The following is a 21,326-nucleotide window of genomic DNA, read 5'->3' on the forward strand; positions in this document are numbered from 1 at the left end:
TGAGTGAGAACAGACCAATCAACAACCCTACACTATGGCCGAAGATTCTTCCACACGGTGCTGGCTTACGGGAGTGAAGTCCCTTACAATCGATCACTCCCTCGCCGAGGTGGTCCCAGGTTCAGGTCCTGTGTCGAGTTCCGTACCCGGCTCGGACGCTCACAATGACGGCGATCGCGAGCACGACGAGGCCCATTAGGGTGATCGATGCGAACCCACCGAAGGCCAGCAGCGGCCCGGACAGTGCCGCCAACGCGGCGGCCCCGAAGTTCATTCCTGCGTCTGAGAGTCCCTGCACCGACATCCGATGTGCGGGATCGATCTCTTTTGTCAGCAGGGTGGATCCAGCGATGAGGCATGCGCTCCAGCCCAAGCCCAAGACGAACAGCGCCACAGACAGCCTGGTGAAGGATGACTCACCGAGCGCATCGATGAAGCCGAGGAGCAAGGACACGGCGAACAGTCCGTGGCCGAGGAGAATCACCCGACCGGCGGAGTATCTGTCGGTGAGGTAGCCGAAGACCGGGGAGAGTCCGTACATGCCGAGGATATGCCCGCCGATCGTGATGCCGATCAGCTCGAGGCCCAGTCCATGGTGGTCCATGTGAAGCGGTGTCATCACCATTGTTGCCACCATGATCATGTGCCCGGTGACCACGGACAGCAGCCCCATGAGCGCGCTCGGGGAACGTCTGATGGCCTGCCAGGTGCCACCTCGGCGAGGGGATGCCGGGGACTCATCCCGTGTGGCGGGTGTGAGTCGGCGCAGGAACAGGACGCTGAGGAGAGCAAGTGCGAAGCCTGCGATCGCGATGACGAACGGACCCGATAATGGGTCGAGATTCAGGACCCGGCCGAGCCCGGCACCGGGTCCGGAGAGGTTGGGCCCGATGACGGAGCCGATCGTCGTGGCCCAGACGACCACGGACATCGCTGAACCCTTGAGATGGTCGGGAGCTGCATCCGTGGCAGCATAGCGGCCCTGCAGCCCCGCGGCCGTCGCCGCCCCGAAACAGCCCATGCCGATGAAGAATGCGATGTCGATGCCGAACAGGATCGCCAACACGATGAGAATGGCACCGCAGAGTGCAATCGCGTATGCGATGGCCAATGCCAGGCGCCGGCTTCTGCGTTCGGCCAGCTTCGCCAGTGGAACGGCAAGCAGCCCGGCACCGAGGATGGACGCAGTCTGCGCGAATCCGGCCAGCTCCGTGCGTCCAGTCAGACGCTCCGCGAGGATCCCGCCGACGGCGAACCCTGTTGCGATGCCGATGCCGGAGAACAGCTGCGCCAGACTCAGAGCCCATTGATTCCGGCGGAATACCGACTGCCGCTGTGCAGACATCGCGACCACCACCTCTCAATTGCCTCAATGACCGAGTCCGGACCCTGTCGCACGGTCCACTTTAGCCCGTGACCGTGCATGTCAGAACGGACCGCGCACGCGGCGGTTCCCCTGCTAGCGTGAAACCGGACAGTCTCGCAACGGCCAACGAAGGAGCATCACGTGCAGGACCTGGATTCGATCTCAGAAGACTCACTCATCGCCAAAGGCGGACGCAAGTGGTCAAGCTTCCCGGGCAGCCTCGGCGCGTTCATCGCAGAGATGGACTTCGGTGTCGCACCGGGCGTGCGCCAGGCTCTGCGCGAGGTCGATGAGCGCGATCTCTTCGGCTATGCACCGCAGTCGATCGTCTCCGACCTCAAGTCGGCCACCTCGGCGTTCTGCGCCGAACGCTACGGCTGGCAGTTCTCGGACCAGCATGTCGAGCTCGCCAGCGATGTCATCGCAAGCTTCCTGGGCATCCTCACACACCTGACCCCGGCCGATACCCCGATCGTCCTTCCGACGCCCGCCTACATGCCCTTCTTCGATGTCGCCGCGGTCACAGGACGAAAGCTCATCGAGGTGCCGATGATCCGGACCGAGACAGGCTGGTCCCTCGACCTCGATGCAGTCGATGCCGCTCTGGTGCCCGGGGCCACCCTGGTTCTGTGCAATCCCCATAATCCGATCGGGAAGGTGTACACGGAGACTGAACTTCTGGAGCTCGCCGAGGTGGTCGAGCGCAACAATGCGCGCGTGTTCTCCGATGAGATTCACGCACCTCTCGTCTACGAACCTGCCCGTCACATTCCCTATGCCAGCCTCAATGAGTCCACTGCCTCCCATACTGCGACGGCAACGGCTGCGTCGAAGGCGTTCAACATTCCCGGGCTCAAATGCGCGCAGCTCATCTTCACCAGTGCAGATGACCGCGCGATCTGGGCGAAGAAGGGCAGCTTCGTCTCGGGTGCGGCTTCGAACCCCGGCATCCTGGCCACCACAGCGGCGTACACTCAGTCGGGTGACTGGCTGGCCGAGATCACCGCATATCTCAAGGGCAATCGTGAGCTTCTGACCGACCTCGTGGCCACACATCTGCCCAATGCCACGTTCCTCCCGCCCGAGGGCACCTACCTGGCGTGGTTGGATATGCGCGGATATGGACATGAGACCGGTCTTTCCGAACATTTCAATGACAGGGCCCACGTCGCGATCACCGAGGGGCGCTTGTGTGGTGAAGTCGGCGCAGGTCATATCCGATTCAACTTCGCGCTCCCGCGCCCCCTGCTCACCGAAGCGATCGCACGCATCGCCTCCGCGCTCTGATCGAGCACAGTGGACTCAGCCTGCACAGTGGACTCAGCCGGCACAGTGCTGACATCGGGCACAGTCGGTTCCGCTGTCCGGCAGCCACTCGATGAAGTCGAAGGCTGAACTCGAGCCAGCACGCTCCACGATCTGCTGGTCGAATCTCAGGTAGTACTCCAGGTTGCAACGGTCGATGAGTCTCCTGAAACGCACGGCAGGCTGGTCGGCCCCGACCAGCTCCGATGGAAGTATCGGATGCGTCATAACTGCTCGCGCGACCTGAAAACAGATGTCGAAGAACTTCACCAACGTCATCTCTGGGTGTCCACCACCCGGTCGGCTGCCATCCTGGCTCAGTGCACCCAGCTTGCTCTCAAGCGGTGGAAGCTCAAGAGTCGCGGACTCCACGTCGAAGGCTCGCGACGTCATTCGCTTTGCGGAGGCGATGTCCGCCGGCTCGATCATCGCGCATCCGCACCAGCCCGGCTCGACGACTGCCGGCAGCGGAACCGGCCGTCAAAAGTCGGTTCCGCGCGATCACCCGCGATGTCCATGAATCCGGCAAGTATGCGCGCACTCAATCCATAGATGGAGACTCGTCCGTGTCGCTCGCTGACCAGAATATTGCGCTGAACCATCCGCACCAGCTGATTGTGCACGCTCGAGGACGAATAGCCGTGTTCGGCGAGGACTGAGACGTTCACAGGCCCGGGCAGGCCCTGAGCGCGCAGGCAGCCGAAGGCGGAGATGACGTCGAAGGCTAATCGGGTCAGACGATACAGATCGCCCACATCTTCCCGACGTTTCGTGTGATCGTGGACACCCGTCATGCCCAGATCCTCACGTGAGGTCGCAAGGATCATGTCGAGCAGGCCTGCAAGACGGGCACAAGTACGAGGTGCAGTGTCTTGGACGAAAGAATCTACGAAAACAGCCAGCGGGCTTTCCAGACAGCACGCACCGCCGCAGTGCTGACCGGAGCGATCACGGCCTTCATCACCTTCGCCGCGTTGATGATCGCTGGTTTCGGGATTCAGGACACTGTGGCATGGATGTTCGCGCTGAGTCTCATGTCAGCCTCGGCGCTGTTCATCAGCATGCACATCGTGACGACGACTGACCTCAAGCGACAACAGGCGAGGCGCCAGATCTGATTCTTCGATCCGCTTCAGGCACCAGCCGGAGGCACAGGAATGATTCCGAAGGGTGCCAGACCAGCCACTCCCCCATCCTCAGCGGTGAGTACCCAGACTCCCCCATCATGCCTGGCAACGCTGTGCTCCCAATGGCTGGCTCGGGATCCGTCATCGGTCACGATGGTCCAGTCGTCGGCCAGGGTGATAGTCTCGCTGCTGCCGGCGGTGAGCATGGGTTCGATCGCGAGGCACATTCCCGATCTGATCTTGGGACCGTTCGAACGCGCCCGATAGTTGAGAACCTCAGGCGGCATATGCATAGCCGTTCCGATGCCATGGCCTGTGAATTCCTCCACGAGTCCCAGATCGGGAGCTTCACGTGAGACGTGATCGTCGATGGCATCCCCGATGTCACTGACCTTGCTCCCTGCTGCGAACGCAGCAATGCCCACCCACATGGCCTTCTCCGTGGCGCGGGACAGTGCGATGTCCGCCTCCGACCCAGCGGCGTCTCCGCCGATGATCATTGTGAAGGCGGAATCACCGTGGAACCCATCGACGATGGCTCCGCCATCGATGGACACGAGGTCCCCGGACTCGAGGACCCGCTCGCCTGGTATGCCATGCACGATCTCCTCGTTCACGGAGATGCACACAACGGCGGGATACCCCTGATAGCCCAGGAAGTTGGACTGAGCCCCCGCCTCGGTGATCACGGATTCGGCGGCCGCATTCACCTCGGCGGTGGTCGCGCCCGGGACCGCTGCGGCGCGAGCGGCTTTCAGCACCTCGTTGGTGACTAGACCTGCCCGGCGCATCGTGACCAGCTGTTCAGGAGACTTCAGCTCGATCCGGGGACCGAAGATCATCGAATGGAGTCGAGGATTCGGTCGGTGATCTCAGCGACTTCACCGAGTCCGTCGACCTGACGCAGGAGGCCGCGCTCGCGGTAGATATCAGTCAGAGGCTGAGTCTGCTCGGCGTAGACGTCCAGGCGGTGACGGATGACATCTTCATTGTCATCGCTGCGGCCTTCGGTCTGTGCGCGCGCCAAGAGTCGGGCGACGACCTCGTCGATATCAGCGGTGAGTTCGACGACCTGCTCGATCTCATGGCCCTGAGCGGCGAGAATCCGATCGAGCTCGTCCACCTGTGCACTGGTGCGAGGGTAGCCGTCGAGGAGGAATCCCTCAGCGGCATCGTCCTGGCCCAGTCGATCGGCGACCATCGAGTTGGTCACCTCGTCGGGGACGTACTCGCCGGCGTCCATATAACGCTTGGCCAGATTGCCGAGTTCGGTCTCGCCCTTCACGTTCGCACGGAAGATGTCACCGGTCGAGATCGCCGGGACGTTCAGCGCCTCGGACAGTCGTGCGGCCTGGGTGCCTTTGCCGGCACCAGGTGGGCCGATCAGAATGATGCGTGAGCTCATAAGGTATTTCCTTCCAATGGATTTCCGCGGCCTGGGTCAGTCAGCGCAGCAGACCTTCGTAGTGGCGCTGCTGCATCTGTGCATCGATCTGCTTGACGGTCTCCAAACCGACTCCCACCACGATCAGCAGCGAGGTGCCGCCGAACGGGAAGTTCTGGTTCGCGTTGATGAGCACCAGCGCGATCAGCGGAATCAGAGCGATGAAGGCAAGGTAGAGCGAGCCCGGGAAGTTGATGCGGCTGAGCACGAAGCTCAGGTAGTCGGCTGTGGGCTTTCCTGCCCGGATGCCGGGGACGAAGCCGCCGTACTTCTTCATATTGTCGGCGACTTCCTCCGGGTTGAAGGTGATCGCGACGTAGAAGTAGGCGAAGAAGATCGTCAACACGGCATAGGTGGCGATGTAGATGGGGTGGTCACCGCGCGTGAAGTAGGTGTTGATCCACTCCACCCACTTGCTCTCGGGATCGAAGAACTGCGAAATCAGGCTAGGCAGGTAGAGAACCGAGGAAGCGAAGATCACCGGGATCACACCGGCCATATTGACCTTGATCGGGATGTAGGTCGACGTCCCGCCGAACATCCGCCGACCGACCATGCGCTTGGCGTACTGCACCGGGATGCGGCGCTGGGACTGCTCGACGAACACGACGAGTGCCACGAGCACCAGACCGACGGCGATGACGATGAGGAAGATGTCGATGCCCTGTTCGCGGAAGATCGCTCCCAGCGACGACGGGAAGGCGGAAGCCACCGAAGTGAAGATGAGCAGCGACATTCCGTTGCCGACTCCGTGTTCGGTGATCTGCTCGCCGAGCCACATGATGAGGCCGGTGCCTGCCACCAGAGTGACGACGAGGACGGCGATGCCCCACCAGGTGTCATTCGTGATGAGGTCGGTGCAACCTTCGATCTGGCCGAAGAGCGCCCCCGATCGCACGGTGGACACGAGGGTCGTCGCGTTGAGAACGGCCAGCCCGATGGTGAGGTAGCGCGTGTACTGGGTGAGTTTCGCCTGGCCCGAGGCTCCCTCTTTATGGAGCGACTCGAAGCGCGGAATGACCACGCGCAGAAGCTGCACGATGATGCTGGCGGTGATGTAGGGCATGATGCCCAGAGCGAAGATCGACAGCTGCAGCAGTGCACCACCGCTGAACAGGTTGATCATCGCGAACCCGCCCTCATTCAGCTGCGGGGACGCCACGCACTCCTGGACCTGGGTGTAGTCGATCCCCGGCGAGGGAATGAACGAACCGAGGCGGAAGATGACAAGAATGCCCAGGGTGAAGAGGAGTTTGTTCCTCAGGTCGGGCGTTCTGAATGCCCTCCGAATTGCGCCGATCAAGCGTCCTCCTCATTGGGGGATGAAAAAGTCAGGGTCGAAAATACGACCTGGCGAATGAGACAAATACCTGCAAAAGACTACCAGGCTATGACCGTCAGGCTGAAACCGAGGGACCGCTTGGACGACTGCTCAAGGCCGATATCGCCGGGACTGTGTCGAAACCGACTCTGAGGCGTCTTCACCCGTCGCAGGAGCGAGAATTCGGGGACGCAGAAGGGGCGGCCACAGTGTGACCGCCCCTTCTGGGGAACCCTGAGAGTTCAGACCCGCTGTGCGAGTGCTGTTCAGGCTTCGTTGACGCTTCCGCCTGCAGCCATGATCTTCTCGAGTGCTGAACCCGAGACCTTGTCTGCAGTGATGTTCAGAGCAACGGTGATCTCACCGGTGCCCAGAACCTTCACGGGCTGCTTTGGACGCACGGCGCCCTTGGCAACCAGATCGGCGACAGTGACGTCGCCGCCTTCTGGGTACAAGGCCGACAGCTTGTCAAGATTGACAACCTGGAACGTCACCTTTGCGGGGTTCTTGAACCCACGCAGCTTAGGCAGACGCATGTGCATCGGAGTCTGTCCACCCTCGAAGCCGTGAGGAACCTGGTAGCGGGCACGTGTGCCCTTGGTTCCGCGTCCGGCTGTCTTGCCCTTTGAAGCTTCACCACGACCGACACGGGTCTTGGCGGTTTTCGCTCCAGGGGCAGGACGCAGATCGTGGACCTTCAGTGAGTCGTCATTCGACATATCAATCCACCTCTTCCACAGTCACGAGGTGACGCACGACATTGATCATTCCGCGGATTTCCGGGCGATCTTCGCACACCACCACATCGTCGATCCGTTTCAGTCCAAGCGAACGCAGCGACGCGCGCTGGTTCGGCTTGCCACCGATATCGGACTTGCGCTGGGTTACCTTGAGCTTTGCCATCAGGACTTCCTCTCGCCTTCAGCAGCCGCCCGCAGCAATGCGTGAGGGGCGACCTCGTCCACAGGCAGACCACGGCGTGCCGCGACCTGTTCCGGGCGCTCGAGGCTCTGAAGGGCCTTGATCGCCGCGCGAACGATGTTGATTGCGTTGGCTGATCCCAGCGACTTGGACAAGATGTCCTGAACACCGGCAGCATCGAGGACCGCACGCACCGGACCACCGGCGATGACGCCGGTACCGGGAGCGGCAGGCCGAAGCATGACGACACCGGCAGCGGTCTCACCCTGGATCGGGTGAGGAATGGTCTTCTGGATGCGGGGGACGCGGAAGAAGCTCTTCTTCGCTTCCTCAACACCCTTGGCAATGGCTGCAGGAACTTCCTTAGCCTTGCCGTAGCCCATGCCGACCATGCCGTCACCGTCACCGACGACGACGAGGGCGGTGAAGGAGAACCGACGTCCACCCTTGACGACCTTCGACACACGATTGATCGTCACGACGTGCTCGATGAACTGGCTCTTCTCTTCACGGTCACCGCGACCGCCGCGTCCACGACCTTCGCCGCGTCCACGACCCTGGCCGCCCTGACCGCCCTGACCGCCTTGACCGCGGCCACGTGAGGAGCGATCACTGTTGTTATCGGTACGGGTCTCAGCAGCTGGCTGCTGTTCCTTGTTCTCTTCAGTGCTCATAGGGCCAATCCTCCTTCACGTGCACCTTCGGCGATTGCCTGTACACGTCCATGGTAGGCGTTGCCGCCACGGTCGAATACAACAGCTTCGATGCCGGCTTCCTTGGCGCGCTGGGCTACCAGTTCGCCGACCTTGTGGGCCTTGCCGGTCTTGTCACCTTCAAGCGTGCGCAGGTCGGCTTCCATGGTGGAGGCCGATGCCAAGGTCTTGCCGACGGTATCGTCGATGACCTGGACAAAGACGTGGCGCGTGGAGCGAGTCACTGACAGGCGTGGGCGTTCCGGCGTACCGCTGACATGCTTGCGCAGACGAGCGTGACGACGTTTGCGGGCCGCAGCCCTGCCCTTGCCGTAGCTTTCCTTTTTGCCAAAGGCCATCTCTACTTACCAGCCTTTCCGACCTTGCGACGGACATTTTCTCCGACGTAGCGAACACCCTTGCCCTTGTAAGGCTCAGGCTTGCGCAGCTTCCGGATGTTGGCAGCGGTCTCTCCGACCAGCTGCTTGTCGATGCCGTGAACGGCCAGCTTGGTCTGTCCGTCGACCGTGAAGGAGATTCCCTCAGCTGGTTCAACGGTGATCGAGTGGCTGTAGCCCAGAGCGAACTCGAGGTTCGATCCCTTGGCCTGCACGCGGTAACCGGTGCCGACGATTTCGAGAGCCTTCGAGTAGCCCTCGGTCACTCCGACGATCATGTTGTTGATCATCGTGCGGGACAGTCCGTGCAGTGAACGCGATTCGCGCTCCTCGTTCGGACGGGCCACTGTGACGACGCCTTCGTCGAGCGATACGGTGATCGGCTCGGCGATGGTGACGGACAGCTCACCCTTCGGTCCCTTGACGGCGACATCCTGGCCATCGATTTTGACCTCTACGCCATTCGGGACGGAGATCGGGTTCTTGCCAATACGTGACATATTCTTCTCTCCTTCCTTACCAGACGTAGGCGAGGACTTCCCCACCCACACCCTTCTTGGCGGCCTGACGATCAGTCAGGAGACCTGACGAGGTCGACAGGATGGCGATGCCGAGTCCACCGAGGACCTTAGGCAAGTTGGTCGACTTCGCGTAGACGCGCAGCCCGGGCTTCGACACGCGGCGCAGGCCGGCGATCGAACGCTCGCGGTTAGGACCGAACTTGAGGTCCATGAGCAGGGTCTTACCGACCTGAGCGTCTTCGACGCTCCAACCGGTGATGTAGCCCTCGCTCTTGAGGATCTCAGCGATGTTGGATTTCAGCTTTGAGAACGGCATGCTGACGTCCTCGTGATAAGCCGAGTTGGCGTTCCGCAGACGTGTCAACATGTCTGCGACTGGATCAGTCATTGTCATTTGGGCTCTAGCCCTTCCTCGTTACGGTTTCCGCCCACGCAATGCGTGCTTGGACCTGCAACGTAGCGATTATTTGGTCTTGAACGGGAACCCGAGGTGACGCAGAAGTGCACGTCCCTCGTCGTCGGTGTTCGCTGTAGTCACAACTGTGATATCCATACCCCGGACGCGGTCAATCCGGTCCTGATCGATCTCGTGGAACATCGACTGCTCCGTGAGACCGAAGGTGTAGTTACCGTTCCCGTCGAACTGACGATCCGAGAGGCCGCGGAAGTCGCGGATACGCGGAAGAGCCAGAGAGATGACACGGTCGACGAATTCCCACATACGGGTTCCACGCATGGTGACGTGGGCTCCAATGGGCTGACCTTCGCGCAACTTGAACTGGGCGATGGACTTCCTCGCCCGAGTCACGATCGGCTTCTGACCGGTGATCAGAGTGAGATCGTTGATTGCGCCTTCGATCAGCTTCGAATCGCGTGCTGCGTCACCCACACCCATGTTCACGACGACCTTGGTCAGACCGGGAACCTGCATGGGGTTTGCGTAGTTGAACTCGTCCTGCAGCTTGGCCACGATGTCATCGCGGTAAACCTGCTTGAGGCGTGGCGCTGGACGGTTCGTTGTTGTTTCCGTCATCAGATCTCCTCCCCGGTGCGACGCGAGACGCGGACGCGGACGGTCTTATCGCGACCATCACGTTCCACAGTTTCCTCGCGGTATCCGACGCGGGTGGGCTTGTTGTCCTTAGGATCAACGAGCGCCACGTTGGACACGTGGATTGGGGCTTCGTGAGTCTCACGACCACCGGCAGTGCCGCCGGCCTGAGTCTGCGTTGCCTTCTTGTGCTTGATCACGCGGTTGATGCCCTCAACGAGGACGCGGTTGCGTTCCGGGTACACGGCAAGAACCTTGCCCTGCTTCCCACGATCGCCACCTCGTGACTGACGGGCGCCTGCAATCACCTGGACGAGGTCGCCCTTCTTGATCTTGAGCTTGTTCGCCATGCTCACAACACCTCCGGTGCCAGGGAGACGATCTTCATGAACTTCTTGTCGCGCAATTCGCGTCCCACGGGTCCGAAGATACGGGTTCCGCGTGGTTCGCCATCAGTCTTGAGAATGACTGCTGCATTCTCGTCGAACTTGATGTACGAACCATCGGGACGACGGCGTTCCTTGGCGGTGCGAACGATGACAGCCTTGACGACGTCACCCTTCTTCACGTTTCCACCAGGAATTGCGTCTTTGACGGTTGCCACGATGGTGTCACCGATCGAGGCATAACGCCGACCGGAACCACCCAGAATCCTGATTGCCAGGATCTGCTTGGCACCAGTGTTGTCGGCGACCTTGAGTCGCGACTCTTGCTGAATCACTATTTTCTCCTGTCGTCGCGCCGGTTCTCACACGATTGGATGAGCCTTGCGGAACGGATTAATGACATTTCACCCCATTCCCGGTAGCCGCCCACGATCTGCTGGAGACCGTGGGCGGGACCGGGTGGGAGGGGTGGCGTCGGCTTACTTGGCGCGTTCGATGATCTCGACGAGCCGCCAACGCTTCGCGGACGAAACCGGCCGCGTCTCGGACACGAGGACGAGGTCGCCGACACCAGCGGCGTTCTCCTCATCGTGAACCTTGTACTTCACCGACTGGCGAAGAACCTTGCCGTACAGGCGGTGCGTCTTGCGCTCCTCCACCTCGACGACGATGGTCTTCTCCATTTTGTCGGAAACAACGTAACCACGCGCAGTCTTGCGGGAGTTACGGTCCGCAGGCGTTGCCTCGGGCTTGGTGGTCTCCGCCATCACTTGTCCTCTTCCTTAGCGTCAGCGGGGTTCGGACGGATGTCCAATTCCCGCTCATTGAGCACGGTGTAGATACGAGCGATGTCGCGACGCACGGCCTTGAGCCGACCGTGGCTCTCCAGCTGGCCGGTGGCCGACTGGAAGCGCAGGTTGAACAGCTCGGCCTTAGCCTTCTTGAGCTCTTCGAGCAGACGCTCGTTGTCATAACCGTCAAGTGCGTCCATGGAAAGGTTCTTCGAACCGATTGCCATACTCACTCACCACCTTCGCGGGCCACGATACGGGCCTTGAGCGGAAGCTTGTGGATCGCAAGACGCAGCGCCTCGCGTGCAACTTCCTCGGACACACCGGCGAGTTCAAACATGACCCGACCCGGCTTGACATTGGCGACCCACCACTCAGGCGAACCCTTACCGGAACCCATGCGGGTCTCGGCAGGCTTCTTCGTCAGCGGTCGATCTGGGTAGATGTTGATCCACACCTTGCCGCCACGCTTGATATAGCGCGTCATGGCAATACGTGCGGCCTCGATCTGCCGGTTGGTGATGTAGGCAGGCTCTGTGGCCTGGATGCCGTAGTCACCGAACGACACCTTGGTGCCGCCCTTGGCTGCGCCGCCCCGCTTGGGGTGGTGCTGCTTGCGGTATTTAACCCGACGAGGGATCAACATGTGTCAGCCCTCCGATCCGGCCTCAGCCGCAGGGGCCTCGGCATTGTTCTCGGTCTTCGGCGCTGCGTCATTCCGGCGCGGTGCTGCTGCGCCTTCCTGTCCACGACCACGGCCTCCACGGCCGCGCCCACGGCCCTTGGGGCCACGAGCTGCAGGAGCCTTCGCCTGCTCGGCAGCAAGCTCCTTATCGGTCATATCGCCCTTGTAGATCCACACCTTGACGCCGATGCGACCAAATGTGGTGTGTGCTTCGTGGAAGCCGTAATCGATATTCGCACGCAGGGTGTGCAGAGGCACACGACCTTCGCGGTAGAACTCGGAACGGCTCATCTCAGCACCGCCGAGGCGGCCGGAGCACTGCACGCGGATGCCCTTGGCACCTGCACGCTGAGCACTCTGGATCGACTTGCGCATCGCGCGGCGGAAGGCCACACGACTTGCGAGCTGCTCGGCAACTCCCTGAGCAACGAGCTGCGCGTCGATCTCAGCGTTCTTCACCTCAAGAATGTTGAGCTGAATCTGCTTGCCGGTGAGCTTTTCGAGCTGACCGCGAATGCGATCGGCTTCGGCTCCACGACGCCCGATGACGATGCCCGGGCGGGCAGTGTGGATGTCGACTCGGACACGATCACGTGTGCGCTCGATGTTCACCTTGGAGATGCCAGCGCGCTCAAGGCCCTTGGTCATCATCTGTCGGATCTTCACATCTTCGAGCACGTAGTCGCTGTAGCGCTGTCCCGGCTTAGTCGAGTCAGCAAACCACTTTGACTTGTGATCCGTCGTGATTCCGAGTCGGAATCCGTTCGGATTGATTTTCTGGCCCATTAACGGTTCCCCTTCCGGCTCTTGCGCTGAGGCAGGTCGTCACCGCTGGCCAGGACCACTGAAACGTGGCTTGTGCGCTTCTCAATGCGAAAAGCGCGACCCTGAGCTCGCGGGCGGAACCGCTTCATGGTTGGTCCCTCGTCCACGAATGCTTCGGAGATGACCAGTTCGTTCTCGTCGAACGCAATGCCCTCCTCGTCGGCCCGGGTACGCGCATTGGCGATTCCGGAGGCAACGAGCTTGTAAATCGGATCTGATGCCGACTGTTCTGCAAACTTCAACACTGCAAGTGCTTCGGTCGCCTGCTGACCACGAATGAGGTCGATGACGCGCCGAGCCTTGCGAGGCGTGACGCGCAGGTAACGCGCCTTAGCCTTGGCTTCCATCGCTTCCTTCTCTCTTGTCTAGGATCGTAAGAGTGCCCCGCGTCAGCGGCGGCGACCCTTGCGATCGTCCTTTTCGTGGCCACGGAACGTCCGTGTCTGTGCGAACTCGCCAAGCTTGTGTCCGACCATGGCTTCAGTGATGAAGACTGGAACATGCTTGCGTCCGTCATGTACTGCGATGGTGTGTCCCAGGAAATCCGGGATGATCATCGAGCGACGAGACCATGTCTTGATTACGTTTTTAGAGTTCTTCTCGTTCTGACGAGCCACCTTCTGGTACAGGTGTTCATCGACGAAAGGACCCTTTTTGAGGCTACGAGGCATAAGTCAGTACTCCAATCAGCGCTTCTTGCCGGTCCGGCGACGGCGCACGATGTACTTGTCGCTCTCTTTGTTCGGCCGGCGTGTGCGGCCTTCTGACTGACCCCACGGGCTGACTGGGTGACGACCACCCGAAGTACGGCCCTCGCCACCACCATGTGGGTGATCGATCGGGTTCATGACGACACCACGGACGGATGGGCGCTTGCCCTTCCAACGCATGCGGCCTGCCTTACCCCAGCTGATGTTCGACTGCTCGGCATTGCCGACCTCGCCGATCGTCGCACGGCAGCGAGCATCAACATTGCGGATTTCGCCCGAAGGCATCCGCAGCTGAGCGAACCGGCCGTACTTCGCAACGAGCTGCACGGATGAACCGGCAGAGCGAGCGATCTTGGCACCGCCGCCTGGACGCATTTCAACTGCGTGCAGCACGGTACCGACTGGGATGTTGCGCAGGGCAAGGTTGTTGCCCGGCTTGATGTCTGCACCCAGACCGGCTTCCACCTGTGCGCCCTGCTTGAGGTTCTGCGGGGCGAGGATGTAGCGCTTCTCGCCATCTGCATAGTGCAGAAGAGCGATCCGCGCAGTGCGGTTCGGGTCATATTCGATGTGTGCGACCTTTGCCGGTACGCCATCTTTGTCATGGCGGCGGAAGTCGATGACACGGTACTGACGCTTGTGGCCGCCGCCCTGATGGCGAGTGGTCACGCGTCCCTGGCTGTTGCGGCCACCGCGCTTAGGCAGTGGGCGCAGAAGTGACTTCTCCGGTGTAGACCGGGTCACTTCGACGAAGTCGGCGACCGATGAGCCACGGCGGCCCGGGGTCGTCGGCTTGTGCTTACGGATTCCCATGAGTCTTGTCCTTCTTTTACGAAGGATCGCTTAGAGCGATCCACCGAAGATGTCGATCGATCCGTCCTTGAGGGCGACAATGGCACGCTTGGTGTCCTTGCGCTTTCCCCAACCGGTGCGAGTGCGGCGGCGCTTGCCCTGACGATTCAGGGTGTTGACCTTGGCAACCTGCACATTGAAGATCGATTCAATGGCGTTCTTGATCTCAGTCTTGTTCGACCCCTGATCGACGATGAAGGTGTACTTTCCCTCGTCCATCAGGCTGTAGGTCTTTTCCGAGACGACCGGAGCGACGATGACGTCGCGTGGGTCCTTGAAGTTCAGACTCATGATGCGTCCTCCGATTTGCGGTATCCGCCCAGGAACGTCTCCAGCGCTGACTCAGTGAACACGATGTCATCGGCGATCAGCACATCGTATGTGTTGAGCTGATCGGAGGTGAGCACGTGAACATGAGGCAGGTTGCGAACGCTGCGCTCGGTGAGCTCGTCGTCACGGTTGAGCACCACGAGGGTGTTCTTGCGATCGGAGAGGCTGGCCAGAGCGAGCTTCGCCTGCTTGGTCGACGGTGCTTCGCCCGTGATCAGGTTCTTCACAACGAAGACCTGATCGAGACGTGCGCGATCCGAGAGAGCGCCGCGCAGAGCAGCGGTCTTCATCTTCTTGGGGGTCCGCTGCGAGTAATCGCGGGGAACCGGCCCGTGCACGACTCCACCACCGTTGTACTGAGGAGCACGGATCGAACCCTGACGGGCGTTACCGGTACCCTTCTGGCGGTAGGGCTTGCGACCGCCACCGCGTACTTCGGAGCGGGTCTTTGTCTTGTGTGTACCCTGACGGGCTGCTGCCAGCTGTGCGACAACAACCTGGTGGATCAACGGCACGTTGGTCTGCACGCCGAAGATCTCGGCTGGCAGGTCAACTGATCCGGTCTTCGCACCAGCAGCATCGACGACGTCGACTGTCTTGACATCAGTCATTACGTTCAGCCCTCCTTCGCGGCCGAGCGAACGAGAACGACTGCACCCTTGGGGCCAGGTACGGCACCCTTGATGAGCAGGAAGTTGTTCTCGGTATCCACGGCGTGGATCGTGAGGTTCTGGGTGGTGTGCTTGACTGCACCCATACGGCCGGCCATACGCATACCTTTGAACACGCGACCAGGGGTCGCGGCTCCGCCGATCGAACCCGGCTTGCGGTGGTTGCGGTGCGAACCGTGGGAGGCGCCGACGCCGTGGAAGCCATGACGCTTCATGACACCGGCGGTTCCCTTACCCTTGGTCTTTGCGGTCACATCGACCTTGATCCCGGCGTCGAACGTATCGACTCCGAGTTCCTGACCCAGCGCGTAGTCAGCAGCATCTGCAGTGCGCAGCTCGACAAGGTGACGGCGTGGTGTCACGCCTGCCTTCTCGAAGTGACCTGCAGTGGGCTTGTTGACCTTGCGAGGATCAATTTCGCCGAACGCGATCTGCAGTGCGGGGTAACCGTCGGTTTCCTCGTTGCGGATCTGTGTCACGACGTTGCTGCCGGCGGCCACTACGGTCACCGGTACGAGATTGTTCTGCTCATCCCAAACCTGAGTCATGCCCAGCTTGGTTCCCAGAAGGCCCTTGACCTTGCGGGTGGTAGGGAGAGCTGATGAACGATTGTTCGCCATGTCTGCCTCCCTTAGAGCTTGATCTCGATGTTGACGTCGTCAGCAAGGTCGAGCCGCATGAGCGAATCGACTGCCTTCGGCGTCGGATCGACAATGTCGATCAGACGCTTGTGCGTGCGCATTTCGAAATGCTCACGGCTGTCCTTGTACTTGTGTGGCGAACGGATGACGCAGTAAACGTTCTTCTCCGTTGGCAACGGCACGGGGCCCACAACAGTCGCACCTGCGCGAGTGACGGTGTCCACGATCTTTCGTGCAGCACTGTCAATCACAGCGTGGTCGTACGACTTGAGCCGAATGCGGATCTTCTGTCCCGCCATGGCGTCGTCTCTTTCTTTAGTTACTTCCGGCCATCAACCAACAGTCGATCGGAATCTTCTGTGGTCTGTGCCGGCTGACCATGACCGACCCCCGAGGTCGGGCGTGTCGGCTAATCCTTGCGGAGAATCTTTCGATTCTCGTTGAGGGCCGACGGCGCTTCTACTCATTGGCTGCTCGGTCCGAACCCGCTCAAGGCAGATTCATCGATCCGATAGTGTTCCGGACTGTTCGCGGTATCTCTACCGCAGTGCAGGGGTCAACGTCCAAAACGCAACTTCACTATCTTGTCACATAGCACTTCATCGGCGCAATTCCAGGCATCTGCGTTGTGAGGCATTTCATGATCGCACACAACCGGCAGTCAGCCAGGTCACTCCCCCACGACAGCCGGGCCGCTCACCGAGGATAGCCCCGTTGTGAATGCACGGAACCCCGGCCCAAAGGACCGGGGTTCCGAATCGATCTGTCAGGACCGAAGTCCCGAACTCAAGGCCGAAGCCTCACAGACCGAAGGTATTTCAGGCGGTGATCTTGGTGACTCGACCAGCGCCGACGGTGCGTCCACCCTCACGGATAGCGAAGCGGAGGCCCTCCTCCATAGCGATCGGCTGGATCAGCTCGACCGACATGTCGGTGTTGTCACCGGGCATGACCATCTCGGTGCCCTCAGGCAACGTGATGACGCCGGTGACGTCGGTGGTGCGGAAGTAGAACTGAGGACGGTAGTTCGAGTAGAACGGGTTGTGACGCCCACCCTCGTCCTTGCTCAGGATGTAGACCTGGCCCTCGAAGCCGGTGTGAGGCGTAATCGAACCTGGCTTGCAGATGACCTGGCCGCGCTCGACTTCTTCGCGCTTCGTTCCACGCAGGAGCAGTCCGACGTTCTCACCCGCACGAGCGTCGGGAAGAGTCTTACGGAACATCTCGATTGCGGTGACGGTCGTCTTGGACGACTTCTCCTTGATGCCCACGATTTCGATGTCATCGTTAGGCAGCAGGACGCCGCGCTCCACACGACCGGTGACGACGGTTCCACGACCGGTGATCGTGAAGACGTCTTCCACTGGCATGAGGAAGGGCTTGTCGATGTCGCGCTCCGGCTCGGGAACGTTGTCATCGACGGCCTGCATGAGGTCTTCGACGCTCTTGACCCACTTCTCGTCGCCTTCCAGCGCCTTGAGAGCGGACACAGGAATGACGGGAGCGTTGTCGCCGTCGAAGTCCTGGCTGGAGAGCAGATCGCGGACCTCGAAGTCGACGAGCTCGATGAGCTCCTCGTCATCGACCATGTCGGACTTGTTCAGTGCGACGACGATGTAAGGCACACCAACCTGACGAGCGAGCAGAACGTGCTCACGAGTCTGCGGCATCGGACCGTCGGTAGCGGCAACCACGAGGATTGCGCCGTCCATCTGAGCAGCACCGGTAATCATGTTCTTGATGTAGTCGGCGTGACCAGGGGCATCGACGTGAGCGTAGTGACGCTTCTCGGTCTGGTATTCAACGTGCGAGACGTTGATGGTGATGCCGCGCTCCTTCTCCTCAGGTGCGTTATCCACCTGGTCGAAGGCGCGAGCCTCATTGAGATCTGGGTACTTGTCCGCCAACACCTTGGTGATTGCGGCGGTCAAGGTGGTCTTTCCGTGGTCAACGTGGCCGATGGTGCCAATGTTGACGTGCGGCTTAGTCCTATCGAAACTAGCCTTTGCCACTGGGTTCCTCCTCGTGGTTGGCAAAAGATATGCGGTTCATATCTTAGACCTTTGTTGGTTATCTTTCATTTCGGTGAACATGTTCTTGCTCACCGTGGCGACCGGGGACCGGAGATTACTCTCCGCCACGCATCTTCTGGACGATCTCCTCGGCGACTGCCTTGGGGACCTCCGCATAGCTGGAGAAAGTCATCGAGTACACCGCACGGCCCTGGGTCTTCGACCGCAGATCACCGATGTAACCGAACATCTCCGACAACGGGACCACAGCCTTGACGACCTTCACACCGGAAGCGTCGTCCATCGACTGGATCTGGCCACGTCGGGAATTGAGGTCGCCGATGACGTCTCCCATGTATTCCTCTGGGGTACGCACCTCGACGTCCATGACCGGTTCCAGCAGAACCGGCTTCGCCTTCTGAACGGCCTCCTTGAAGACCATCGAGCCGGCGATCTTGAATGCCATCTCCGAGGAGTCGACATCGTGGTAGGCGCCGTCGATGAGTGTGGCTTTGACGCCAACCATCGGGTAACCGGCCAGCACACCAAGCTGCATGGCGTCCTGGATACCGGCGTCGACGCTCGGAATGTACTCGCGCGGAATACGTCCGCCCGTGACGGCATTCTCGAACTCGTAGATCGTGTCGCCTTCGACCTCGAGAGGTTCGAAGGTGACCTGGACCTTCGCGAACTGTCCCGATCCACCCGTCTGCTTCTTGTGGGTGTAATCGTACTTTTCGACAGTGCGGCGAATGGTCTCACGGTAGGCGACCTGCGGCTTGCCGACGTTCGCCTCGACCTTGAACTCGCGACGCATACGGTCGACGAGGATGTCGAGGTGAAGTTCGCCCATTCCGCGGATGACGGTCTGACCCGTCTCCACATCGAGTTCGACCCGGTATGTCGGGTCTTCCTTGACGAACTTCTGGATGGCGGCAGAGAGCTTCTCCTGGTCACTCTTGGTCTTGGGCTCAATGGCCACAGAGATGACCGGCTCAGGGAAGGTCATCGACTCGAGAGCGATCGGGGCGTTCGGATCGCACAGCGTGTCACCGGTGGTTGTCTCTTTGAGACCGATGAACGCATAGATGTGGCCGGCGATGGCCTCTTCGACAGGGTTCTCCTTGTTGGAGTGCATCTGGAAGAGCTTGCCGACGCGCTCCTTCTTGCCGCTCGTCGAGTTGAGAACGGCCTCGCCCGACTTCACCTGTCCGGAGTACACGCGGACGTAGGTCAGCGTGCCGAAGAACGGGTGGGTGGCAACCTTGAACGCGAGAGCCGAGAAAGGCTCGTCTTTGGAAGGCTTGCGAGTCAGCTTCTCGTCCTCGTCACGAGGGTTCTCACCGATCATGGGAGGAACCTCGAGAGGCGAAGGGAGGTAGTCGATGACGGCATTGAGCATGGGCTGGACGCCCTTGTTCTTGTATGCCGAACCGCACATGACAGGGAAAGCCGTGGAGTTGACGACGAGGGAGCGGATGCCCTCCTTGATCTCGGCAATCGAGATCTCTTCGCCCTCAAGGTACTTCTCCATGAGTTCGTCAGTGGCTTCAGCAACATCCTCGATGAGCTTGGCGCGGTACTCGACTGCCTTGTCCTGGAGATCATCTGGGATCTCGATCTCGGTCATGTCCTGACCCTTCTTGGACTCATCAGGCCAGATGTAGGCCTTCATCTCAAGAAGGTCGACGACCCCAGCGAACTCCGACTCGGAACCGATAGGCAGCTGAATGACCAGCGGCTTGGCGCCGAGGCGTTCGCGGATGGTGTCGACGGTGAAGTAGAAGTCAGCACCGAGCTTGTCCATCTTGTTGACGAAGCACACGCGCGGCACGTCGTACTTGTCAGCCTGACGCCACACGGTCTCGGACTGCGGTTCAACGCCTTCCTTGCCATCGAAGACGGCGACGGCGCCATCGAGGACGCGCAGTGAGCGCTCAACCTCGACGGTGAAGTCGACGTGGCCCGGGGTGTCGATGATGTTGATCTGGTTGTCGTGCCAGTAGCAGGTGGTGGCAGCCGACGTGATCGTGATGCCGCGTTCCTGCTCCTGGTCCATCCAGTCCATCGTCGAGGCACCATCGTGCGTCTCGCCGATCTTGTAGTTCACACCGGTGTAGTAAAGGATGCGTTCGGTTGTGGTGGTCTTACCGGCATCGATGTGGGCCATGATGCCGATGTTGCGGACCTTATTCAGGTCGGTGAGCACGTCAAGTGCCACGGTGTCTCTCTCTCACTCGATGATGTGATCGGCTCCCCCGCTGCCTGGCCGGCAGACGCCGCAAGACGCCTGCCGGCCAGGGTTCCGGAGAGGAACGATTACCAGCGGTAGTGGGCGAAGGCCTTGTTGGACTCGGCCATCTTGTGGGTGTCTTCGCGACGCTTCACAGCGGCGCCGAGGCCGTTGCTCGCGTCGAGAATCTCATTCATGAGGCGTTCGGTCATCGTCTTCTCACGACGCTGGCGGGAGTAAGCCACGAGCCAGCGCAGTGCCAAAGTCGTCGAACGAACCGGACGGACATCAACCGGAACCTGGTAGGTCGCGCCACCGACACGGCGAGAGCGAACCTCGAGGGATGGGCGGATGTTGTCGAGAGCCTTCTTCAGGTTGACAACTGGGTCATTGCCGTTCTTCTCACGGGTACCTTCGAGAGCACCGTAGACGATGCGCTCAGCGGTCGAGCGCTTTCCGTCGAGCAGGATCTTGTTGATCAGCTGCGTGACGATCGGCGAACTGAAGACCGGGTCAATGACGATCGGTCGCTTTGGTGCAGGACCTTTACGTGGCATTACTTCTTCTCCCTCTTCGCACCGTACTTGCTGCGTGCCTGCTGGCGGCCCTTGACACCCTGGGTGTCAAGCGAACCGCGAACGATTCGGTAGCGCACACCTGGCAGGTCCTTGACACGACCACCGCGCACGAGCACGATCGAGTGCTCCTGCAGGTTGTGTCCTTCGCCTGGAATGTAGGCAGTCACTTCGATCTGGCTCGAAAGTTTGACACGAGCGACCTTGCGAAGAGCCGAGTTCGGCTTCTTAGGTGTAGTGGTGTACACACGGGTGCACACCCCACGACGCTGCGGGCTGCTCTTCAGAGCAGGAGCGTCGGATCCTGCGGATTTGACATGTCGTCCCTTGCGGACGAGCTGCTGGATTGTCGGCACTAAGCGTTCTCCATTTGCTTCTCGATAGACCTAATTCCCAACGTTGGCCATGGCATCAGCCATGTTTGTGAACCGTGGGACATATCCGACTGAACACCGGGTGAAGCTTCACG

General features: G+C 60.5%; 32 protein-coding genes. 2 read left to right on the top strand and 30 right to left on the bottom strand.

What is annotated here, in order from left to right; all coding sequences use genetic code 11:
• Positions 1 to 121 precede the first annotated feature (121 nt).
• On the bottom strand, positions 122 to 1,345 hold the full coding sequence (locus JTF07_RS13150) for an MFS transporter (protein WP_204234729.1): 1,224 nt from the start codon (positions 1,343 to 1,345) through the stop codon (positions 122 to 124).
• 162 nt (positions 1,346 to 1,507) lie between these two features.
• Here JTF07_RS13150 and JTF07_RS13155 point away from each other — a divergent pair, with 162 nt between their 5' ends.
• Complete coding sequence (locus JTF07_RS13155) at positions 1,508 to 2,653, top strand: MalY/PatB family protein (RefSeq protein ID WP_204234730.1); 1,146 nt, start codon at positions 1,508 to 1,510, stop codon at positions 2,651 to 2,653.
• Positions 2,654 to 2,686: 33 nt separating this feature from the next.
• Here JTF07_RS13155 and JTF07_RS20385 read toward each other — a convergent pair whose 3' ends face one another.
• Positions 2,687 to 3,100, bottom strand: a complete 414-nt coding sequence (locus JTF07_RS20385) for a hypothetical protein (protein WP_252199816.1) — start codon at positions 3,098 to 3,100, stop codon at positions 2,687 to 2,689.
• Entirely contained in the window at positions 3,097 to 3,498 is a 402-nt protein-coding gene (locus JTF07_RS20390; RefSeq protein ID WP_252199817.1) for a hypothetical protein, read from the bottom strand. The genes JTF07_RS20385 and JTF07_RS20390 overlap by 4 nt, the downstream gene beginning before the upstream one ends.
• Before the next feature lie 45 nt (positions 3,499 to 3,543).
• On the opposite strand from JTF07_RS20390, the gene JTF07_RS13165 reads away from it, so the two are divergent.
• Positions 3,544 to 3,789, top strand: coding sequence for a hypothetical protein (locus tag JTF07_RS13165; protein WP_204234731.1), 246 nt, complete (start codon positions 3,544 to 3,546; stop codon positions 3,787 to 3,789).
• Positions 3,790 to 3,803: 14 nt separating this feature from the next.
• Here the strand turns inward: JTF07_RS13165 and map are convergent, their stop codons facing one another.
• The 27 genes from map to rpsL form a co-directional block, all read right to left on the bottom strand.
• Positions 3,804 to 4,640 (bottom strand): type I methionyl aminopeptidase, encoded by an 837-nt coding sequence (map, locus tag JTF07_RS13170; protein WP_204234732.1) that lies wholly within the window; start codon positions 4,638 to 4,640, stop codon positions 3,804 to 3,806.
• Positions 4,637 to 5,203 carry an adenylate kinase gene (locus tag JTF07_RS13175; protein ID WP_204234733.1) on the bottom strand — a complete coding sequence of 189 codons (567 nt, stop codon included), beginning with the start codon at positions 5,201 to 5,203 and terminating at the stop codon, positions 4,637 to 4,639. Before JTF07_RS13175 ends, map begins: the two co-directional genes overlap by 4 nt.
• A 40-nt stretch (positions 5,204 to 5,243) precedes the next feature.
• Entirely contained in the window at positions 5,244 to 6,545 is a 1,302-nt protein-coding gene (gene secY, locus JTF07_RS13180) for a preprotein translocase subunit SecY (RefSeq protein WP_204234734.1), read from the bottom strand.
• Positions 6,546 to 6,829: 284 nt separating this feature from the next.
• On the bottom strand, positions 6,830 to 7,282 hold the full coding sequence (gene rplO, locus JTF07_RS13185; protein ID WP_204234735.1) for a 50S ribosomal protein L15: 453 nt from the start codon (positions 7,280 to 7,282) through the stop codon (positions 6,830 to 6,832).
• 1 nt (position 7,283) lies between these two features.
• The gene (rpmD, locus tag JTF07_RS13190) at positions 7,284 to 7,466 is read right to left on the bottom strand and encodes a 50S ribosomal protein L30 (protein WP_143921951.1); all 183 of its coding nucleotides are present in this window, start codon (positions 7,464 to 7,466) and stop codon (positions 7,284 to 7,286) included.
• On the bottom strand, positions 7,466 to 8,158 hold the full coding sequence (rpsE, locus tag JTF07_RS13195; RefSeq protein WP_069599776.1) for a 30S ribosomal protein S5: 693 nt from the start codon (positions 8,156 to 8,158) through the stop codon (positions 7,466 to 7,468). Before rpsE ends, rpmD begins: the two co-directional genes overlap by 1 nt.
• On the bottom strand, positions 8,155 to 8,535 hold the full coding sequence (gene rplR, locus JTF07_RS13200; RefSeq protein WP_009883554.1) for a 50S ribosomal protein L18: 381 nt from the start codon (positions 8,533 to 8,535) through the stop codon (positions 8,155 to 8,157). The genes rpsE and rplR overlap by 4 nt, the downstream gene beginning before the upstream one ends.
• A 2-nt stretch (positions 8,536 to 8,537) precedes the next feature.
• The gene (gene rplF, locus JTF07_RS13205; RefSeq protein ID WP_143921952.1) at positions 8,538 to 9,074 is read right to left on the bottom strand and encodes a 50S ribosomal protein L6; all 537 of its coding nucleotides are present in this window, start codon (positions 9,072 to 9,074) and stop codon (positions 8,538 to 8,540) included.
• 16 nt (positions 9,075 to 9,090) lie between these two features.
• On the bottom strand, positions 9,091 to 9,489 hold the full coding sequence (gene rpsH / locus JTF07_RS13210; RefSeq protein WP_009883556.1) for a 30S ribosomal protein S8: 399 nt from the start codon (positions 9,487 to 9,489) through the stop codon (positions 9,091 to 9,093).
• A gap of 69 nt (positions 9,490 to 9,558) precedes the next feature.
• Positions 9,559 to 10,128, bottom strand: a complete 570-nt coding sequence (rplE, locus tag JTF07_RS13215; protein WP_204234736.1) for a 50S ribosomal protein L5 — start codon at positions 10,126 to 10,128, stop codon at positions 9,559 to 9,561.
• A complete protein-coding gene (gene rplX / locus JTF07_RS13220; RefSeq protein ID WP_101621025.1) occupies positions 10,128 to 10,496 on the bottom strand; it encodes a 50S ribosomal protein L24 in 369 nt (122 codons plus the stop codon). Before rplX ends, rplE begins: the two co-directional genes overlap by 1 nt.
• A 2-nt stretch (positions 10,497 to 10,498) precedes the next feature.
• Positions 10,499 to 10,867, bottom strand: a complete 369-nt coding sequence (gene rplN / locus JTF07_RS13225) for a 50S ribosomal protein L14 (RefSeq protein ID WP_009883559.1) — start codon at positions 10,865 to 10,867, stop codon at positions 10,499 to 10,501.
• 144 nt (positions 10,868 to 11,011) lie between these two features.
• The gene (rpsQ, locus tag JTF07_RS13230; RefSeq protein ID WP_101574502.1) at positions 11,012 to 11,299 is read right to left on the bottom strand and encodes a 30S ribosomal protein S17; all 288 of its coding nucleotides are present in this window, start codon (positions 11,297 to 11,299) and stop codon (positions 11,012 to 11,014) included.
• Positions 11,299 to 11,550 (bottom strand): 50S ribosomal protein L29, encoded by a 252-nt coding sequence (gene rpmC / locus JTF07_RS13235; RefSeq protein WP_009883561.1) that lies wholly within the window; start codon positions 11,548 to 11,550, stop codon positions 11,299 to 11,301. Before rpmC ends, rpsQ begins: the two co-directional genes overlap by 1 nt.
• Positions 11,551 to 11,552: 2 nt before the next feature.
• Positions 11,553 to 11,969, bottom strand: coding sequence for a 50S ribosomal protein L16 (gene rplP, locus JTF07_RS13240; RefSeq protein WP_009883562.1), 417 nt, complete (start codon positions 11,967 to 11,969; stop codon positions 11,553 to 11,555).
• Between the two features lie 3 nt (positions 11,970 to 11,972).
• Positions 11,973 to 12,794, bottom strand: a complete 822-nt coding sequence (gene rpsC, locus JTF07_RS13245; protein ID WP_009883563.1) for a 30S ribosomal protein S3 — start codon at positions 12,792 to 12,794, stop codon at positions 11,973 to 11,975.
• Entirely contained in the window at positions 12,794 to 13,180 is a 387-nt protein-coding gene (gene rplV / locus JTF07_RS13250; protein ID WP_009883564.1) for a 50S ribosomal protein L22, read from the bottom strand. Before rplV ends, rpsC begins: the two co-directional genes overlap by 1 nt.
• A gap of 42 nt (positions 13,181 to 13,222) precedes the next feature.
• Complete coding sequence (gene rpsS / locus JTF07_RS13255; protein ID WP_009883565.1) at positions 13,223 to 13,504, bottom strand: 30S ribosomal protein S19; 282 nt, start codon at positions 13,502 to 13,504, stop codon at positions 13,223 to 13,225.
• A gap of 15 nt (positions 13,505 to 13,519) precedes the next feature.
• Positions 13,520 to 14,356 (bottom strand): 50S ribosomal protein L2, encoded by an 837-nt coding sequence (rplB, locus tag JTF07_RS13260; protein WP_009883566.1) that lies wholly within the window; start codon positions 14,354 to 14,356, stop codon positions 13,520 to 13,522.
• Between the two features lie 30 nt (positions 14,357 to 14,386).
• Positions 14,387 to 14,686 carry a 50S ribosomal protein L23 gene (gene rplW / locus JTF07_RS13265; protein WP_101621022.1) on the bottom strand — a complete coding sequence of 100 codons (300 nt, stop codon included), beginning with the start codon at positions 14,684 to 14,686 and terminating at the stop codon, positions 14,387 to 14,389.
• On the bottom strand, positions 14,683 to 15,336 hold the full coding sequence (gene rplD / locus JTF07_RS13270; protein ID WP_204234737.1) for a 50S ribosomal protein L4: 654 nt from the start codon (positions 15,334 to 15,336) through the stop codon (positions 14,683 to 14,685). The genes rplW and rplD overlap by 4 nt, the downstream gene beginning before the upstream one ends.
• Before the next feature lie 5 nt (positions 15,337 to 15,341).
• The gene (rplC, locus tag JTF07_RS13275; protein ID WP_143921955.1) at positions 15,342 to 16,016 is read right to left on the bottom strand and encodes a 50S ribosomal protein L3; all 675 of its coding nucleotides are present in this window, start codon (positions 16,014 to 16,016) and stop codon (positions 15,342 to 15,344) included.
• Positions 16,017 to 16,027: 11 nt separating this feature from the next.
• The gene (gene rpsJ, locus JTF07_RS13280; protein ID WP_009379191.1) at positions 16,028 to 16,336 is read right to left on the bottom strand and encodes a 30S ribosomal protein S10; all 309 of its coding nucleotides are present in this window, start codon (positions 16,334 to 16,336) and stop codon (positions 16,028 to 16,030) included.
• A 519-nt stretch (positions 16,337 to 16,855) separates the two neighbouring features.
• Positions 16,856 to 18,049, bottom strand: a complete 1,194-nt coding sequence (gene tuf / locus JTF07_RS13285; protein WP_143921956.1) for an elongation factor Tu — start codon at positions 18,047 to 18,049, stop codon at positions 16,856 to 16,858.
• 115 nt (positions 18,050 to 18,164) lie between these two features.
• Positions 18,165 to 20,270, bottom strand: a complete 2,106-nt coding sequence (fusA, locus tag JTF07_RS13290) for an elongation factor G (protein ID WP_204234738.1) — start codon at positions 20,268 to 20,270, stop codon at positions 18,165 to 18,167.
• Between the two features lie 98 nt (positions 20,271 to 20,368).
• On the bottom strand, positions 20,369 to 20,839 hold the full coding sequence (gene rpsG, locus JTF07_RS13295) for a 30S ribosomal protein S7 (protein WP_009883572.1): 471 nt from the start codon (positions 20,837 to 20,839) through the stop codon (positions 20,369 to 20,371).
• Positions 20,839 to 21,213 (bottom strand): 30S ribosomal protein S12, encoded by a 375-nt coding sequence (rpsL, locus tag JTF07_RS13300; protein WP_101621017.1) that lies wholly within the window; start codon positions 21,211 to 21,213, stop codon positions 20,839 to 20,841. The genes rpsG and rpsL overlap by 1 nt, the downstream gene beginning before the upstream one ends.
• Between the last annotated feature and the right edge of the window lie 113 nt (positions 21,214 to 21,326).

Origin of the sequence: Brevibacterium sp. RIT 803 (genome assembly GCF_016892625.1) — a bacterium.
Taxonomy (GTDB): domain Bacteria; phylum Actinomycetota; class Actinomycetes; order Actinomycetales; family Brevibacteriaceae; genus Brevibacterium.